This window comes from Emticicia soli (assembly GCF_037860775.1).
GTDB classification, from domain to species: domain Bacteria; phylum Bacteroidota; class Bacteroidia; order Cytophagales; family Spirosomataceae; genus Emticicia; species Emticicia soli.
In genome coordinates, this window is sequence record NZ_JBBEWC010000018.1 from 75,177 (window position 1) to 92,359 (window position 17,183).

Annotated in this window: 15 protein-coding genes; 8 read left to right on the top strand and 7 right to left on the bottom strand. The window is 40.9% G+C overall.

All coding sequences use genetic code 11. The features are described from left to right. Window positions 1-321: 321 nt before the first annotated feature. Window positions 322-1,383: a threonine aldolase family protein gene (locus WAE64_RS22730; protein WP_340240150.1), complete on the bottom strand. Its 1,062-nt coding sequence runs from the start codon at window positions 1,381-1,383 to the stop codon at window positions 322-324. Between the two features lie 106 nt (window positions 1,384-1,489). On the opposite strand from WAE64_RS22730, the gene WAE64_RS22735 reads away from it, so the two are divergent. The 7 genes from WAE64_RS22735 to WAE64_RS22765 all read left to right on the top strand — a co-directional run bounded on the left by WAE64_RS22735 (window position 1,490) and on the right by WAE64_RS22765 (window position 9,935). Further along, window positions 1,490-2,347: a LysR family transcriptional regulator gene (locus WAE64_RS22735; protein ID WP_340240152.1), complete on the top strand. Its 858-nt coding sequence runs from the start codon at window positions 1,490-1,492 to the stop codon at window positions 2,345-2,347. 489 nt (window positions 2,348-2,836) lie between these two features. Then, window positions 2,837-3,916, top strand: coding sequence for an FUSC family protein (locus WAE64_RS22740; protein ID WP_340240154.1), 1,080 nt, complete (start codon window positions 2,837-2,839; stop codon window positions 3,914-3,916). Window positions 3,917-4,152: 236 nt separating this feature from the next. After that, window positions 4,153-5,304: a hypothetical protein gene (locus WAE64_RS22745; RefSeq protein ID WP_340240156.1), complete on the top strand. Its 1,152-nt coding sequence runs from the start codon at window positions 4,153-4,155 to the stop codon at window positions 5,302-5,304. Between the two features lie 419 nt (window positions 5,305-5,723). Further along, the gene (locus WAE64_RS22750; protein ID WP_340240159.1) at window positions 5,724-6,131 is read left to right on the top strand and encodes an FISUMP domain-containing protein; all 408 of its coding nucleotides are present in this window, start codon (window positions 5,724-5,726) and stop codon (window positions 6,129-6,131) included. A gap of 67 nt (window positions 6,132-6,198) precedes the next feature. Then, the gene (locus WAE64_RS22755; protein ID WP_340240160.1) at window positions 6,199-7,032 is read left to right on the top strand and encodes a hypothetical protein; all 834 of its coding nucleotides are present in this window, start codon (window positions 6,199-6,201) and stop codon (window positions 7,030-7,032) included. A 491-nt stretch (window positions 7,033-7,523) separates the two neighbouring features. Then, on the top strand, window positions 7,524-9,248 hold the full coding sequence (locus tag WAE64_RS22760; RefSeq protein WP_340240163.1) for a histidine kinase dimerization/phosphoacceptor domain -containing protein: 1,725 nt from the start codon (window positions 7,524-7,526) through the stop codon (window positions 9,246-9,248). A 6-nt stretch (window positions 9,249-9,254) separates the two neighbouring features. After that, the gene (locus WAE64_RS22765; RefSeq protein ID WP_340240164.1) at window positions 9,255-9,935 is read left to right on the top strand and encodes a LytR/AlgR family response regulator transcription factor; all 681 of its coding nucleotides are present in this window, start codon (window positions 9,255-9,257) and stop codon (window positions 9,933-9,935) included. A 271-nt stretch (window positions 9,936-10,206) separates the two neighbouring features. Here the strand turns inward: WAE64_RS22765 and WAE64_RS22770 are convergent, their stop codons facing one another. The 5 genes from WAE64_RS22770 to WAE64_RS22790 all read right to left on the bottom strand — a co-directional run bounded on the left by WAE64_RS22770 (window position 10,207) and on the right by WAE64_RS22790 (window position 14,439). Then, on the bottom strand, window positions 10,207-10,473 hold the full coding sequence (locus tag WAE64_RS22770; RefSeq protein ID WP_340240165.1) for a hypothetical protein: 267 nt from the start codon (window positions 10,471-10,473) through the stop codon (window positions 10,207-10,209). Between the two features lie 5 nt (window positions 10,474-10,478). Beyond that, window positions 10,479-11,885 carry a tail fiber domain-containing protein gene (locus tag WAE64_RS22775; RefSeq protein WP_340240167.1) on the bottom strand — a complete coding sequence of 469 codons (1,407 nt, stop codon included), beginning with the start codon at window positions 11,883-11,885 and terminating at the stop codon, window positions 10,479-10,481. Window positions 11,886-12,094: 209 nt separating this feature from the next. Then, window positions 12,095-13,003, bottom strand: coding sequence for a helix-turn-helix domain-containing protein (locus WAE64_RS22780; protein WP_340240169.1), 909 nt, complete (start codon window positions 13,001-13,003; stop codon window positions 12,095-12,097). Between the two features lie 13 nt (window positions 13,004-13,016). Continuing rightward, a complete protein-coding gene (locus WAE64_RS22785; RefSeq protein WP_340240171.1) occupies window positions 13,017-13,367 on the bottom strand; it encodes a hypothetical protein in 351 nt (116 codons plus the stop codon). Between the two features lie 145 nt (window positions 13,368-13,512). Next, the gene (locus tag WAE64_RS22790; protein ID WP_340240173.1) at window positions 13,513-14,439 is read right to left on the bottom strand and encodes an SDR family oxidoreductase; all 927 of its coding nucleotides are present in this window, start codon (window positions 14,437-14,439) and stop codon (window positions 13,513-13,515) included. Between the two features lie 659 nt (window positions 14,440-15,098). On the opposite strand from WAE64_RS22790, the gene WAE64_RS22795 reads away from it, so the two are divergent. After that, the gene (locus WAE64_RS22795) at window positions 15,099-15,560 is read left to right on the top strand and encodes a glycosyl-4,4'-diaponeurosporenoate acyltransferase CrtO family protein (protein ID WP_340240175.1); all 462 of its coding nucleotides are present in this window, start codon (window positions 15,099-15,101) and stop codon (window positions 15,558-15,560) included. A gap of 643 nt (window positions 15,561-16,203) precedes the next feature. Here WAE64_RS22795 and WAE64_RS22800 read toward each other — a convergent pair. Then, window positions 16,204-17,010: a CPBP family intramembrane glutamic endopeptidase gene (locus WAE64_RS22800; RefSeq protein ID WP_340240176.1), complete on the bottom strand. Its 807-nt coding sequence runs from the start codon at window positions 17,008-17,010 to the stop codon at window positions 16,204-16,206. Window positions 17,011-17,183: the final 173 nt, after the last annotated feature.

The window sequence follows — 17,183 nt, forward strand, 5'->3', positions numbered from 1 at the left end:
AAATAATATTTGGAAAAGACCCCACCCTAACCCTCCCCAACAATGGGGAGGGGATGAAAAAGCCCCTCTCCCCACAGTTGGGGAGAGGGACGGTCGGCCGCTGCCGTTGGGGAGTGGGGTCAGTGTCTTGCCAAATAATATTTTGTGCTATTTTCTTTTGAGACGGCTTCATTGTTTCAATGAAATCAAATTCGGCTTTAGCCAAAGTTATAAAATTAGATTTTGGCTAAAGCCGAATTTGATTTTTAATTTATCCCACCAGCTAAAGCTGGCGGCAATAGAAATAATAAAATGTGCCTATCTATACTTTACAATATTCCCTCAATCCTGCAAGCAAAGCTCTCTTTCCGGCTTGTAGGCGTTTACTGAACATGCTGCAAGGTCGGCAATGAATTGTTCAATGATTGCCTCTGACATGGCCCAGTTGGTTACCAATCTTACTATTGCTTTTTCGTTGTCGAGCTTTTCCCATACGTAGAAATCGTATTTTTGTTCTAATTGTCTGATGATGGAATAAGGCAGAATCGGGAATATCTGGTTGGTTTTTGAGTTTGTTGAGAAGCTGTAACCCAATTGGCTGATGCCCTTGGTTAATAAAGCAGCCATGCGGTTGAGGTGTGCGCCAATTTTGAAATACAAATCGTCACGGAACAGTTCAACAAACTGAATGCCCAATAAACGGCCCTTGGCCAATAATGCACCTCGTAATTTGAGGTTATAGCTGAAATCTGCTTTTATATCAGCATTATTTATCACGATTGCTTCGCCCAGCAATGCACCATTTTTTGCGCCACCAATATAAAATACATCGGTATATTTAGCCAAATCGGGGAAAGTGATGTCTCCGGCATCTAGGCCAGAGGCTAGACGTGCGCCGTCCATGAACAGAAACATATCTTTTTGTTTACAAAAATCCCAAAGGGCTATCAGCTCGTTTCTGGTATAATGCGTGCCTATTTCGGTCGAGTTTGAGATATACACCAATTTTGGTATGCGCATGTGCACCGGCATGAGGGTATCCATAAAAGCCTCAATCAATGCAGGTGTTAGCTTACCATTAGGCGTCGGGATGGTCTCAATTCTGTGTCCGGTAGCTTCAATAGCGCCCGTTTCCATGTGATTGATGTGCCCCGTAACTGCCGATATAACCGACTGGTATGGTTTAAGTATAGACGAAATAACGGTGAGGTTGGCTTGCGTACCGCCAGAAACAAGGTGAACGTCAGACGCCTGATTTTGCAGTTTATCTCTGATTAAGTCGGTGGCTAGTAGCGAGTAATCGTCTTGTCCGTAGCCTTGTTGTTGTGTTTCGTTGGTATCAAGTAGCGCTTTTAAAATGCTTGGATGCGCCCCCACGCTATAATCATTTTTAAAACTATACATACTTTGGTTTTTGTTTGATGCACAAATGTAAAATGCGTATTAATTCAGAAAAATGTTATTTTTGTATTAATTAATGCGCAAATCGCATTAATCATTGATAAATTATATGACTTCACAACAAATTACATCTTTTATCAGGCTGGCTAAAGAATTGCACTTCTGGCGCACCTCTTATGAGCTTAATACTACGCAGTCGGCATTGAGCAGGCAGATTCAGGCTTTGGAAAACGAACTGGGGCTAGTGCTGTTTAAGCGTACCAAGCGGAAAGTAGAATTGACCGATGCCGGAAAATACCTGAAAGACCACTGGGAACCGCTCATAGAACAACTGGAAGCCACTACGGCCTATGCCCGAAAAATCCAGAACGGGTCGGTTGGTACGGTTGCCATCACGCACCCGGGGTCGATTAGTTACAAACTCTTGCCCGATTTTCTGAGTAGGGTATCGGAGCAGTATCCGCTGGTGAAGGTTGAACTGGTGCAGCTAAAATATGACCAGGAAGTTGAGTTTCTGATTAATTTCAAAATGGATATTGCCTTTAGCAGGTATTTGCATTCTAACGAATTGCTCGAATGCAGGCAGGTGAATGTAGAAAACTTTGCTTTTGCGGTTTCTGAAAACCATTTCATAAAAACATTAGATGATTTCAGAACGGCATCGCTCGATAATCAGAAATTTATTTTACCTGCACATGAGCCGGGCTATAGCTATGCCGACTTGATAAATCAGGTATTGGCCCATTATAATATTAAACCTAGCCTATATTATGAGTCTGACTACGCCTCTACCGTACTGGCTTTGGTGGCTCGGGGTTTGGGGATTTCGGTAGTGCCTATTAGTGCCTCATATCCGTTTGTGCCGGGTGTGCGGTTTATTGAAACACCATTTGAGCTGCCGCTCTATGTATATTGGCGGAAAAATGAAGAAAATCCGCTGATAAAGAATATTATTTTGTTGATTTAGGCGAATTGGGCTAAAATCAAGTTATTTGGCATTGCACCGAATGATTAGGTGTCTAAAGTAACAAAGGAATTATTTTATATATATTGCGGATTTATTAGGTTTCAAGAAATAAGCATTCTTTAATTTTTTACAATAGATTTTCCAAGGTATGCAAAGTAGAGGCTGTCTCAAAAGTTTTTTGTACCAAATAATATTTGGAAAAGACCCCACCCTAACCCTCCCCAACAATGGGGAGGGGACAAAAAAGCCCCTCTCCCCACAGTTGGGGAGAGGGGTTGGGGAGTGGGGTCAGTGTCTTGCCAAATAATATTTTGTGCTATTTCCTTTTGAGACGGCCTCTACAAAACCATGCATTCCAAAGAACGCTTATTTCTTGAATCTTAATAAGTCCGCATGTAAGAGTACATATCCTTTGTTGTTTTAGCCGGTGAATTTATTCACCGTTGCATTATTTACCCCATTCTGCCAATAAAACCTTATATTTGCCGCATGTTAGCACAGGTAAAAGATATATTACAACGAGAGGCCAGACTGTTTTTTCAGCTTAAAAAATCAGAACGGCTGTGGCATATTCCGGTGCTGGCATCGGTATGTACGGGCTTACCTTTGCTGATTGGCTATTATTTGGGTCGGCTCGATTATGGTACGCTTGCGTGTCTGGGCGGCTTGGTAATACTTTATATGCCCTCTACCACGCTCGAAAACCGTATGCTTACTTTGTTGGTGTGTGCCTTTGGGTTTATTATGAGTTTTGCGGTGGGCATTGTGTTTAGTTTTAATCATTATTTGTCGGCCGCTGTGTTGGGTGTGTATGCTTTTGGTGTCAACTGGCTCACCAATTATTTCAGACTTTCGCCGCCCGGTAATTTCTTTTTTATCATGATAGCCTCAATGGCTAGCTGTATGCCTTTCGACCTGTTGGCGATTCCGACCAAAGTAGGTTTACTGGCGCTCGGCACAATGGGCGGAGTAATATTTGCGATGCTATACAGCCTGTATATTGTGCGGCAACACCCCGACAAAATGCGTGACCCCGGTCAGCGGAAACGCCATTATACCAATATCACCGAATCGGTTATTATGGGCGTGTTTATAGCTATCTCTTTGCTGGTAGGCCATGTTTCGGGGCTTGATAACCCCTATTGGATACCGATTTCGTGTCTGGCTATTATGCAGGGGCTTAATGTGGTGCAGGTAGGTCAGCGGAGTTTTCATCGCATTGTGGGTACGTTTATAGGTATGGGTTTTTCGTGGCTTTTGTTGCAACTCAACCTCAGCACGTTGCAAATCTGTATCAGTATTATTGTGTTGCAGTTTATTATCGAGATATTAGTAGTTCGGCATTATGCGCTAGCGGTGATATTTATTACGCTCTTGACGGTGTTTCTGGTAGAGTTAAGCCGAGGCGCAGGTATTGACCCCAACCGAGTAATCGCCTCCCGATTCCTGGATATTTTTATTGGTAGCCTGATAGGTGTAGTAGGCGGCTGGCTGCTCCACAACCAGAAACTACACCAAAAAGCCGAAAGGCAATTGCGGAAGACTAGAGTGGCGATTTTGCGGAAGTGAGGGAATTTAATTTCTTTGTGTCGTCTCAGAGTCTCCCGAAGGCACGTAGGGGACTCTGAGCGCAAGGGTCGCTCTTAATTATCAGAGTCCCCTTGCTTGGCTTTGGCTGGCGCACACGGGAGACTATGATAATACGAAGCCTAACGAATAGCAGCTACAAAAAAAGCAATATATAGAAATTTTCCTTATTTTGCGCCCTTTAAAAACGCCACTATTGGCAAACGAAAAACCAAATTATGAAAAAACTTATTACACTTGCCTTGCTGGTGCAGGCATTTGTTGCACAGGCACAAAGTTCTACGCCCATTATTAAAGCTAAGGTCAAAGAAAGTGCCTATGTGATTGAAGGCAATGATGAAAAACGTCGCTGGTTGTTGAACCCGAAAGTGAGACCGCAACGATTTACGCTTAGCAAGAGTCCGAAGGCTAAATGGGTGAAATTTATAACTGATTCTGATTCGATTAAAAGACAGTTAAAGCCTAACGAAAAACTCGAGTTTAGGGTAGTAATCGCCGAAAAAGACACCTGTTTTATTAGTATCGATAGTCCGCCGATTAAGAATTATGCTAATCTAAAACCCGTGCAACATGATACCATTCCGTTTGTGCTTACTGATTATAACAACATCAAGTTTAAAGCCGTGCTCAACGAACGTGATACGCTCAATTTAAAGTTTGATTCGGGTACTACGGGGCTGCTGCTTACGCACGATGCCATCAAGAACAAAACCCATAACCTGAACGTAGAGAAAGAAGAAAACCACCTGCAAATAGGTAATTTGAGTTGGGATAACCTGGAGGTTTATCCGGTAGCTTTATCAGGGCAGGGGACAGACGGCCGCTTCGGTTGGGACTTGTTCGACGGAAAAGTTGTTGAGATTGATTACGACAAAAACCTGATGATTGTGCACAGCCGTGCCCCGAAAATCGGCAAAGGCTACTCTAAATTCCCGATAGAATATACACGGACGCTCTTTTGTATTACTGGCGAATTGCAGATACAAGACAAGAAATTCAAGAACCGCTTTTTGTTTGATAACGGTTATCAGCGCACCATTATGCTCGATACCCTGCTGATGCACGAGCAAAACTACCCCAAAAACCTTGAGGTGATAAAAAAGGTTGTGATGCGCAACGGTCAAGGCAAGGAGATTCCGGTGTACACAGTAAACAACGAAAGGTTGAATCTGGGTGATATGGTGCTGCGTGATATTCCGGTGCAATTGCTGGCAACGGCTAATCCGGCCCGATTCAAAACCCATATCATGGGCAACGAGGTGTTGAAACGTTTCAACACGATTCTCGATTTTCAGAACAATTTTGTCTATCTGAAACCCAACAGCCTCTTCAATATGCCTTACACTGAGGCTAAACAAAAAAACGGCTAATCTTTTCTCCGTGCCATGCCTATACTCGGACGAGAACGGGTGCGAACGGCTAGTTTGGCATGGGTATTGGGATTTAAGACTTAACTATACCAAACTACCCGTGCCACGCTCTGTTACGGACGAGTATAAGCGTGACACGGGGTGTAAACTTCTTCCTTAGAACGTGATTATAAAATCCTGCCGGATTTTGGCGAACTGCAAGTTCGCCCCACAAGCTTACCCGTGCCACGGCGATGCCCTGAATTCTATCCCTAAAATCGGCATTCTATCCCAGAAATTTTAAGGTTGACATCCCAAAAAATACCTTTGTTATATGCTGATGAGGCAAATGTTGATGCAGCAAGCCATCAATACATGATGCTGCTATTCAAGTATTAAAATTCTTATTTAGCTGTAGATTTTAAACCAAAACCTGAAAAATGCCTAGAAACCATCCAACACTTAATGAAAAAACATTGAAATTAGCCAAGACGGCACTTCTTTTCTCTTCTTTTGTCGCTGTTTTTTTTCAACCGTTCAAAACCTTGGCACAAAGCGGTACGGTAAAAGATGCCGATGGTAATACTTATAAAACAGTAAGTATAAACAATCGGGTATGGATGGCCGAAAACCTGCGCACTACCAAGCTCAACAACGGAGAGGCCATTAAAGTAATTACGGTAGGGCAGAAAGAAACTACCTCGGGAATGTATTGGTACGATAACAATAAAAACAGTGCAAACAGTAAAGCCTATGGTGCATTGTATAATTACCTGAACAGTCAATTGTTTAATCAGCCTGAGAATACCTCATGTCTGGCTGTTCGTATGTGTATTATCGTTAGTTAATCTGAAAAGCGCAGTAAGCCGAAAATGCGGAAAAAGAGTAGGCATATAATGATACAATATAAATAATATGAGATTATCACCAGTTTTTATGACTTCACTCATGCTTATGAGTGCATTTTTTGCCAATGCTCAGGTTGCTGTAAGCCCGTGGGAAATCCATGAGGGCAACGAAGGCGTGCAAGCGCATGAAGGTAAATTTGCCGGCGACCCAAGTGCTTACAAATTGGCAAAAATGCCTGCCAAAAACGATGCAGCTTGGAAAACCGCTCCGCTAGATGCTAAGGGAAATGTGTTTATGAAAAGAACCTCGACCCTTAAATGCAGAAAAGAAGTTGATTTTACGTATTTTCAAACCATTGTAAACGTGCCTGCAAATACTGTTGTTACCGATTTTAAGGTTTCATACGATAACGCCGACGACGGAGCCAGAATCTATTTTTTCAATTCAAAATTCCCGAATGGTACTTTTGATGAAAAATCAGACTTAGTGGGCAAAGGCTCGCAGTTTTCGTCGACCAATCTTAAAGACAAAGTAGCTCCCGGCGAAAACCGTATTTTGGTGGTTCAGTTTGACGACTGTGCTGTGGGCAATAATATTTCAGGAATCCATGTGCAGGTAAACGGTAAAGAGGTAGCTCCGGTAGCTAACGTGCTTACTATATACGAGCATTTTAATTACGGTGGCAAAACCAAATCTTTTGGTGTAGGAACATACGACATAACCCAGACCGAATTTAATGATATTGTGAGTTCGCTTAAAATTATGAAAGGTTATAAGGTAACGCTTTATAAAGACTGGAAAACTACGGGCGATAAAGTAGTGATTACGGCTGATACCGCCGATTTGAACAAACTGAATTTTAACGATTTTACCTCGTCTTTAAAAGTTGAAGCTTTATAAAAAAAGATATGCACTTGTTAGAGTATGTTTAAAAATTATCATTCGACCTCCAAAGTCATCTTTTTAAGCCATACTGCGTTGCATTTTTTCGATGTAGCTGCCGGCTACATCTGCAAAATGACGCCTTGTCTGACTTAAAAATATGTCCTTTTCGGTCAGAATAATAAAATTTAAACATACTCTTATAAGGCAATTTCAATAACCAATAGCGTTTATTTAATTGCTATACTTTACTTTTGGGGGTTAATGCATAGGCCTTGCTGAAAATTGCAATTTTTAGCAAGGCCTATGCATGAAGAAGTTGTTTGAGTTAAATTTTTTGAATCAAAATGTGCTATTTTTGGCAACGCAGGCTTTGTGGAAAAGGGCCGTTTTGAGCAAAACAAGATTAACTCAAACAACTTCTAATATATAAGCAGGCAGGGGCAGGCTAAAAATTGAAGACCTTATGGGCTGTTTGGCTTTAACCAAAATTTGATTTTTAAAATTACATGAAGTTACAAAGGCTGTTTATTGTGTTGTTTGTGCTTGGGCTTGGCCACGTGGCCAAGGCGCAGAATTTTAGTTTGGATAAAGAAATAAACAAAATTGATAGCCTGATAAACTATGGCCAAATTGATATTGCCCAAAGAAAAACCGATAGCCTTTATAAGTTATTAAATAACTACAAAGGGCAGAAAAAGTCTAAGGCTGAATTGCTGGAGGTAAGATACCGACAGGCGGTTTTGCTACACAGAAAACATAATTCGCCCGCCGAGCCTCTAAAGATACTTATTGACATAATAGAGGAAGCCGAAAAGGAACGTTTGCACTCATTGTGCTGCCGTATATACCTGATGATGGCGCTGGCACACGAGAAAAACACAAGTCTTGAGTTATGTAACAAGTACCTCAACCTGGCTTATGCCAAGTACAAAAAAAACAATCTTGAGCAAGATTATAGCACCTACTGTATCAGAAAAGCCTCTTATTACCGCTGGAAGGAAGACCTTGATTCAATGTTTTATTATGCAAACAAGGCCAAACAATATGCCGAAAAATACCATAATGAAACCGACCTCAATGATTCTTACCTCTTGCTGGTTATTTTTTATAATAGAAATAAAAATTATGCTGAAGCATTAAAAAATAGCTACCCCACATTGGCGTATTACAAGAAAGCCGATAACCATGACCTTATGACTGTTAGCTATTATAATATAGCTAGAAGCTACCTAAAAATGCAGAAGTTTTCTGCTGCATTAACCTACAACGATTCAGCACTGGTTTTCTACAAAGAGATACCTTTGCCGATTAAAATCGCTGTAAGTAGAGAAAGATATGAAATATTTGAAGCCATGGGTAAGGTAGATTCTGCTTATTATTATTTCAAGCAATTTCATGCCGAACTACAGCTTTTGCAAGAAGAAGAAAGGGAGGTTAACACCCGAAAACTGGAAGAGCAGTACCAGAATGGAAAAAAGGAAGCCATCATCGAAACCAAAAATCAACAAATAATTTTGATTGGCAGCTTACTTGGGGTAATTGTAATTGCTTCTGTTTTATTCGTGAGAAATAATCGGCAAATAAAGAAGCAAAACAAAATAATCAGTACGCAGGTACTAGAGCTTTCGAAAACGCTCGAGCAAAAACAAATATTATTATCAGAATTGCAGCATCGGGTAAAAAACAATTTGCAACACGTAATAAGCATTCTGGAAATTCAGAAAGAATCGGTTGATTTTAATAATATCGATGAGTTGATTCGTGAAAACCAGAACCGTATTCATTCTATGGCCTTGTTGCACAAAAAACTGAATGTAACAGATAATGTGAATGATGTAGATTTTGAAAGGTATATTACTGAGCTTTCGGCATTAGTGAAGGAGTCGTACGACGACCACAAAAAGAAAATTAGTCTAAATGTTAGCTGTGAAATAGAAACGCTTTCCATCGAAAAGGCACTTCCGCTTGGGTTGATTATTGTAGAATTGGTAAGCAATAGTATGAAACACGCTTTCAAAAACCGGAGTATCGGCATCATTAATATCGAATTTGCCAAAACCGAAACCGCATATAAATGTTATTATTGCGATAACGGCGATGGTTTTGATTTTAATAAATCAAGCGAAAAAGGCTTAGGGCAAGAGATTATCAAAGGGCTGATTGACCAATTAGACGGGGTTTTTGAGAGCACTGGCAAAAATGGTTTCGAATTAGCAGTTTATTTTAAATAGTTGGGCATGGAACAAAAAAAAATATTGCTTGTAGAAGATGATTTTCTGAACCGAAGGCTTTCAAAAAAAGTACTTCTCGAGAATGGCTTTGCTGTGCTGGAGGCTAAAAATGCCAAAGAAGCCTTAGAAATATTGAAGAGAGAAGCGATAACGATTGCTATTCTGGATATTCATCTTGGCGAAAACGAACAGGATGGTATAAGTTTAGGGCAGCAAATAAAAGACAAATATGCCGTGCCTTTTATATATCTAACGGCCTACGCAAATGTAGAAACGATAGGAAAAGCAATAGCTACCTCGCCTTTTTCGTACCTTACAAAACCATTCAAAAGCAGCGACCTTATTGCATCGGTCGAAATCACTATTCGGCAGGCGGCAAGTATGGCAAATTATCAACCAAAACTTGTGGTAAAAGATGGCGAGTATAGTGTAGAGCTTGCGATTGACGAAATAAACTATATAGAGTCAGATGGAAACTATTTGGTGATTCATACCGATGGAAAAAAATACAAGGTTCGGTCGACAATCAAAAAAATGATAGAAGAACTCTCGGCTTCTATATTTGTGCAAACGCACAGGGCTTATATTGTTAATAAGAATAAAATAAGGAGTTTCAACAGCAAAAAGGTAATGATAGGCGATACGGCTATTCCGGTTTCAGATAATTATGCTGATGGGCTGAGTTAACGCTTCCCCGTGTCACGGGTATACTCGTCCGAAAAAAACCGTGGCACGGGTAGTTTGGCACAGATACTGCGGGTTTAAGACTTAACTATACCAAAGTACCCGTGCCACGCTCTGTTACGGACGAGTATAAGCGTGACACGGGGTGTAAACTTCTTTCTTAGGACGAGATTATAAAATCCTGCCGGATTTTGGCGAACTGCAAGTTCGCCCCACAAGCATATCCGTGCCACGGGCTTTTTCGGACGAGTATACCCGTGGCACGGGCGGATTTTTAATTATTCTTGACCCTTGCTGTTTTGCGAGGTGCTTCTGCTTCCGATGCTAGCTTTCGGGTTTTATCGGCCACTTGTGTTCTGGCTGTTTTGGTGGTTTTCAGGGTGTCAGTCTCTGATGCCAGTTTGCCGTTTTTTGTATTTGTTTGTCCGATGGCTGCCGCTGCCGCCGGAGCCGCCGGAGCGGGGGTGTCGCTGGCTAGCTGGGCGCTGGCAGAGCCAATGCCGAGGGCTGATAGTAATAATATTTGATATATGCTTTTCATACTTTTCATTTTTTAAGGTTTGCTTCCACTAATTGTTTCAATGCGGCTAGTTCTGTTGCCAAGGCATCTATTTTGGCCTGTTGTTTCTCAATAATAGCTTGTTGTTCCTGCACTGCTTTTACAGCCAGTACGCCTATACGAGAATAATCCATGGCATAGTTCTGTTGGCCATCATCGTGGGTGTAAGAGTAAACAATTTCAGGAAAATACTGCAAGGCTTCTTGTGCAAGCAAACCGACTTCGGTTTTAGATGAATTTATAGCCTGATATGATTTTACGCCTATTTTCATCAGTTTGTCGAGCGTAGAACCATAAGCCTGTATATTGTTTTTAAGGCGGCTGTCAGATACCGTTGTATATGCTCCGGTAGAAGGATTGAAGTAACCACGATAACTTCCTTTGGCATATAAGCCTAAATTACCATCGGCATTGGTTGTATATAATGTCCAGGAGTTTAGATTGCCGCCTGTATTGAATATCCGTAAGCCTGTCATACCTCCAGAACCCTCAATCGGATGCCTTACTTCTAAATCAGCATTAGGGTTTGTTGTATATCCGCCGCTGTACGGATTGCTTTTCTGAACAATTGCCCCTGCGCCATTGCCCCCGCTATTCTGGTTGCGGAAATATGCCCCTGCTCCGGTTCCGTTGGTGCTTGTTTCGAGCGCATTAGAACTATTGGCTGCGTTTACATTTTCAAAGCGGCCGCCAATGCCTGTTCCTCCACTGATACCTGCTTGCCCCAGCACGCCTATACCGCCTTTGGTATTAAACCCTCTTACGCCATAGCCGGTGCTATCGTTTCGGCCTACTACTGCTCCAACACCGTTGCCTCCACGGTTTCGGCCTACTACGGCTTCGCCAAAAGTATTATCGCCTATTACGCCTGCTGCCGATATTGATGATGTAATACCCCAAAGCCCCATACCGCCTGAACTTGTAGCAAATACGCCCGACCCTACACCAGCGTGTGAAACATCAATGCCTCGGCCGCCGCCAGAAGCATTTATCATTTGCACCGTAATACCACTACCAATACCAGCATTATACACTTGCACGGCTTGATTTGTGGTGTTTGTGGCTGTTAATTCAAACCGACCTGCATTGCCGCTCACGCTTGAGCCATAGAGTGCATACCCACTTAACGAAGTACCATAAACGCCCCAGCCGCTACCGGCATGAGAGCCCCATAGACCAATGCCGTTTGCGTTTGTACCATTGTTTTGCCCACGCACACCCACCGAAAAACCACCCGGTGAGGTGCTTGTAATAATACCTCTAACGGCATAAGCACCGCCTGCGGTAGTATTGTTCGAAAAATCGGCTTGCGTAGGTAGAATTGTACCTGACTGAGCAAATAATATGTGAAAAGAAAATAGCATTAAAATGCCTGAAAAGGAGAGTTTTTTCATGATGTTTTGCTTTTTGAATAAACGATAATCTAAATTACGTTGAATAAAATTATTGTGTTCTTAAGCCACCATAAAACCGCAAAAGAATTTACTAAATGGTAAATTTGAGAGGAAAAGGGGTAGGAAATGGGGAGAAATAGGGTTTTTATGTCCACTCAGAGTCTCTCGAAGGCACGTAGAGGACTCTGAGTGCAAGGGTAATATTAATTTCAGTTAAAACGCTCTCTAAATTCTAATGGGCTAACCAATGTTTTCGTTTTAAATAATTTACTAAAAGATTGTGGATGCTCAAAACCTAATTGGTATGCTATTTCGCTGACTGATAATTGGGTGGTAGATAATTTTTCCTTGGCTTTTGATAGTAGTTTTTCATGAATGTGTTGCTGAGTACTAAGGCCCGTGAGTGAGGTAAGAAGACCCCTTAAATAACTTGGCGACAAATTGAGCTTATCTGAAACATACTGAACCGTGGGAAGTCCCTTTGAAATTATATTTTCGTCTTCAAAATAATGATTGAGTATTGTTTCTAATTGCTCCAATATTTGGTGATTTGTTTTTTTTCGGGTAATAAATTGCCTGTTGTAAAATCGTTGAGCGTAATTAAGAAGCGTCTCAATCTGAGAAATAATGATTTCTTGACTAAACGTATCAATGTTTGCATGATATTCCTGACGGATGTTTTCAACAATACCATTTATAGTTATTTCCTCTTTTTCAGATAAGAAAAGCGCTTCGTTTGTGGCATAATTAAAAAAATCATAGTTTTTTATTTTTGATGCCAAAGAGGTATTCCATAGGAAATCCGGGTGAATAAATAACATCCATCCTGTAAGGTTAGGAGGGGGCGCACCGGATTCTCCTCGTAATATTTGACCAGGTGCCATAAACGCCATTAATCCTTCGTCAAAATCATATTTTTGCTGACCATATATTAAATTATCACAACCACGTTTCAACGAAATCACATAGAAATCAAAAATAACTGAAGTTACTGTGGTGTGGCTTTTAAATTGAGATACATCGACAAGACTTATGAGCGGATGGTTTGGTTTTGCGAGACCAGCCACTTTATGACCATCAGTTATGGTTTTTATTTTTAGAGGGGGCGTATTTTGCATTTTAAAAAGTTGTTTAACTTTTAAAGGGATATTTAAGCCAAATCATTACCAAAGGCATTATTAAAAATGGAATTTCAATCAATACCATCCTATAATTTTCGGCCTTTATGGCAAATGCCATGATTGTAATAATAACAAAGGCATTTAATAAATTACCCAAAAAGAAGGTTTTAGGAATGAGCTGAAGTACGGCTATCAATATACTAAAAATACCTATATATTTCATACCAGACTCGTTCAGACCTAATTGGGAAATCATTTTTTGTTGCTCAAGCGTGGGTGTTTTGAAAGCATCTAAACCATGTTTGAAATTTAACCCGGCCGAAGCGAGTAGTAGTGCTAGAGAAATTATATTTTTTATCATTCTTGTTTAGTTTTAACGTATGTTATTTATAGAACCTGTTTAAACTTATTATTTGATGAAGGCGTAGCCAAATTAACGCATTTTTAGACGAAAGAAATAATCCTAAACAACTTCTGATTGTTAATCGTCAAGAAAACCGTTTATGCTAAAATTTAACATCTGCTAATTGTTGCGATACTTCCCATAGCTTTGCAGCAACATTTTCGTCTTCGGCTTGTGCTGGTATTTTTGAGAGTGAAGGGTATCCACGGGTTTCACTCAATTTGTTTGGCCCATAATACGAACCACCTGTTGCGTCGGGCGATGTTGCCGCAAATAATGTTGGTAATGCTCCTTGAGCTGGTGATTGGAACAAAAAAGGGAGAAAGGTTCGCATCATACCAGAAAAACTCCATCTGCCTGCACCAGTTATAAGTAGGTTGGTACGAGAAACACCAGGATGCGCCGCTAAACTTTGTATACCCCAACCATTTATATCACTTTGGCGTTGGAGTTCAAACGCAAACATGAGATTAGCGAGTTTCGACTGAGCGTAAGCAACCCCAGGTGTATATGATAGTTTTGATTGGAGGTCGGCAAAATTAATTTTCCCTGAACGATTAGCAATGCTTGACACCGTAACAACGCGTGCGTCTTTCGCTTTACGCAACAAAGGTAAAAGTTGGGCTGTTAAAGCAAAGTGTCCAAGATGATTGGTGCCAAATTGTAACTCAAAACCATTGGCGGTTTCGAGTCTTTTAGGCGGGGTCATTACCCCTGCATTATTTATGAGAAGATTAATGGCTTGCCCTTTTGATACCATTTTCGAAGCAAAATCTTTGATAGATGAAAGATTGGCAAGGTCAATTTTTTCAAAGCTCACTTTTGCAGTTGGGTTAACTTGTTTTATCTTGGCAATTGCTTCAGCTCCTTTTTGCGAGTTACGCCCCATTATTATTACACTCCAACCTGCCAATAACAAGGCCAGGGCATCTTCGTAGCCAACTCCTTCTGTGCTACCTGTTATTAGAGCCAAGCCCTCGTTTCTTTGTGGAATATCATCTGCTGTCCAGTTTTTGGTTTCATTTTTCATAATTTATATGCCATATATTTAAGTAAAAAATTTATTGTTTAATCTCAAACTAAAGAAACTACTCTTTGCTTTTGCCTATGTTCAGGTAATTATCTATGTTATATTTTTGAGCCAAAAGCTTCAATACCTTTTCTGGTTCTGATAAAGCTACACCGCTGACTGGCCAAAGCAAGGGAATCTAGGGGGTGAGCGGCCATTTCTAATACTTTGTTATTTATTGTTAAGTTTAGCTTCATTAGGCCTATGTTTTAAGGCATGTTAAACTTTGTAAAATACCAAATGCGTGCGTGTTTATAACGGTACAAAGTTCAGCATTGTAAAATCTTATACTGTAGTCAAAACGACTTTTGATGTAGCCAAAAAGTATAATTTCAATGCTGCATTACCAGCAGTTTGCTCATTTATGGTCGATAACTGGATAGCTAAACCACTCTTTGTTTGTTCAGGGTTTCTAAAAGGCAAGTATTAAACGCTAAGTTGGCGGGTATTTGGCAGGTTCCGAATGGGGTATAACAATGCTATTATAGTATTTGAGGCGAACAAATTTCCAACAAGCTATACTACTCTATGCATCATATTTTTACGTATTTTTGGCATCAACAAAATAAAACGCCTATTCACTATGCTTGTTTGTGGAGGGCATAAATGTGTTCGGGTTTATGATTATAAAATACTTTACGTTTAGTGTTTCAATAACTATTATTTCGTGGATTGTGGGCATGATTGTAACGGCAATTCTGGCACGAACGCCTTCTTACAAAAACTTATCGAGCCTTAATTTTATACCTGGTGCCAGTGCCAATAAATTAATTGGTATTGATGCTTTCAGGTGGATTGTGAAAAATACTTTTTTCAGATTCTTTAATCCAAAGCTCAAGATAAAAGGTAGAATTGAAACAGCTCAAATGCTTGAGTTACGCAAAGAAATGACATTTTCGGAGATAAGTCATTTTGCAGGCTTTGGCTTTGTAGCTGTTTTTGCTGTGGTGAAATTTATTAATGCCGAGTTTTTGTTTGGCATGATAATGATGCTCATAAACGTATTAATGAACCTGTATCCATCATTATTACAGCAGGAAAACAAACGACGGATTGATAAATTTTTGATGAGGTTTAGTTGAAATATCTATATTTCCCCTAAACTCAAAATCCCCCTTGCTTGGCTTTGGTAGGCGCACACGGGAGACTCTGAGGCGACATCAAATACAAGTGAAGAAGTTTTAAGAGTCATTACTTTTTTTGGTAAATAGGGTGATTTCTGTCCACTCAGAGTCTCCCGAAGGCACGTAGGGGACTCTGAGTGCAAGGATATTAGTTAAGCCTCAGAGTCCCCTTGCCTAGCTTTGGCAGGCGCACACGGGAGACTCTGAGGCGACATCAAATACAGGTGAAGAAGTTTTAATGCTCATTACTTTTTTTGGTAAATAGGGTGATTTCTGTCCACTCAGAGTCTCCCGAAGGCACGTAGGGGACTCTGAGTGCGAGGATATTAGTTAAGCCTCAGAGTCCCCTTGCCTGGCTTTGGCAGGCGCACACGGGAGACTCTGAGGGGACATCAAATACAGGTGAAGAAGTTTTAAGAGTCATTACTTTTTTTTTGGTAAATAGGGTAATTTCTGTCCACTCAGAGTCTCCCGAAGGCACGTAGGGGACTCTGAGTGCAAGGATATTAGTTAAGCCTCAGAGTCCCCTTGCCTGGCTTTGGCAGGCGCACACGGGAGACCCTGAGGGGACATTAAGGCTACACAATTAGTGCCACAGGTATTAGGCCTTTAATGATTCTGCCCTCGAAATATTCATGTTTGAAATAATAAGCATCATTATAATACTAACACCCAGATATGGCAACAACACATTGGTCGGATGATAAAGTCGCTCGTCTTGTGTGAGTGTAAAAAGCATAGTTTTGCTTTCTTGGGGCGACCTGGGCAGAAGTGCCTGTGCCAGATTCCAACCCAGATGCAGGCCGATGGGTAATAGCAGTTTTCCGGTTTTAAGGTAACAAATGCCGTATAGAATTGAGCCTATGCCTGTTGTGAGCCATGTCATCAGAAATTGTTGCCAGCTAATAAGAGTATTTAGCTTTAGATGCATAACAGCAAACGGTAATGTGATTGCTAGTTGGGCAACCCAAGGGCCATAAGCCTTTAGTAATTGCTGAAAAGGGTAGCCTCTGTAAGTAAACTCCTGTGCAAACGACGACCACAGATGAATTAATAGCAGAATAATGAGAAAAACAGGGTCTATGCGGCCAGTAAATTCCAGACGACTGCCATTTAGCCATATCGTGATTCCGCCGCTAATCAATAAAGCCACAATGCCTACGAGCAGCCCAACAAAGAAGTGCTTTAAATCCAATCGGTTTTCCGGTTTGAATCCGAGGCTAAGCAGAGACTTGCCTTCTGCCCGAAGCAGCAGGTAGCTTAATAGCAAAGCAATACCAAAATAAAAAAATATGCTATCGAGTATCTCTATTTTACTAGCAAGCCATGCAGCGGCAATAATGATTAGAAAATAGCAAGCTACTTTTATCCAAGCAGAAAATACAGGTGAAGAAGTTTTAATGCTCATTACTTTTTTTTGGTAAATAGGATGATTTCCGTCCACTCAAAGTCTCCCGAAGGCACGTAGGGGACTCTGAGTGCGAGGATATTAGTTACGCCTCAGAGTCCCCATGCATGGCTTTGGCAGGCGCACACGGGAGACTCTGAGGCGACATCAAATACAGGTGAAGAAGTTTTAAT

Coding starts and splice junctions, on each gene's coding strand:
- WAE64_RS22730 (WP_340240150.1), bottom strand. CDS start 1,383: ATGTATAGTTTTAAAAATGATTATAGCGTGGGGGCGCATCCAAGCATT.
- WAE64_RS22735 (WP_340240152.1), top strand. CDS start 1,490: ATGACTTCACAACAAATTACATCTTTTATCAGGCTGGCTAAAGAATTG.
- WAE64_RS22740 (WP_340240154.1), top strand. CDS start 2,837: ATGTTAGCACAGGTAAAAGATATATTACAACGAGAGGCCAGACTGTTT.
- WAE64_RS22745 (WP_340240156.1), top strand. CDS start 4,153: ATGAAAAAACTTATTACACTTGCCTTGCTGGTGCAGGCATTTGTTGCA.
- WAE64_RS22750 (WP_340240159.1), top strand. CDS start 5,724: ATGCCTAGAAACCATCCAACACTTAATGAAAAAACATTGAAATTAGCC.
- WAE64_RS22755 (WP_340240160.1), top strand. CDS start 6,199: ATGAGATTATCACCAGTTTTTATGACTTCACTCATGCTTATGAGTGCA.
- WAE64_RS22760 (WP_340240163.1), top strand. CDS start 7,524: ATGAAGTTACAAAGGCTGTTTATTGTGTTGTTTGTGCTTGGGCTTGGC.
- WAE64_RS22765 (WP_340240164.1), top strand. CDS start 9,255: ATGGAACAAAAAAAAATATTGCTTGTAGAAGATGATTTTCTGAACCGA.
- WAE64_RS22770 (WP_340240165.1), bottom strand. CDS start 10,473: ATGAAAAGCATATATCAAATATTATTACTATCAGCCCTCGGCATTGGC.
- WAE64_RS22775 (WP_340240167.1), bottom strand. CDS start 11,885: ATGAAAAAACTCTCCTTTTCAGGCATTTTAATGCTATTTTCTTTTCAC.
- WAE64_RS22780 (WP_340240169.1), bottom strand. CDS start 13,003: ATGCAAAATACGCCCCCTCTAAAAATAAAAACCATAACTGATGGTCAT.
- WAE64_RS22785 (WP_340240171.1), bottom strand. CDS start 13,367: ATGATAAAAAATATAATTTCTCTAGCACTACTACTCGCTTCGGCCGGG.
- WAE64_RS22790 (WP_340240173.1), bottom strand. CDS start 14,439: ATGAAAAATGAAACCAAAAACTGGACAGCAGATGATATTCCACAAAGA.
- WAE64_RS22795 (WP_340240175.1), top strand. CDS start 15,099: ATGATTATAAAATACTTTACGTTTAGTGTTTCAATAACTATTATTTCG.
- WAE64_RS22800 (WP_340240176.1), bottom strand. CDS start 17,010: ATGAGCATTAAAACTTCTTCACCTGTATTTTCTGCTTGGATAAAAGTA.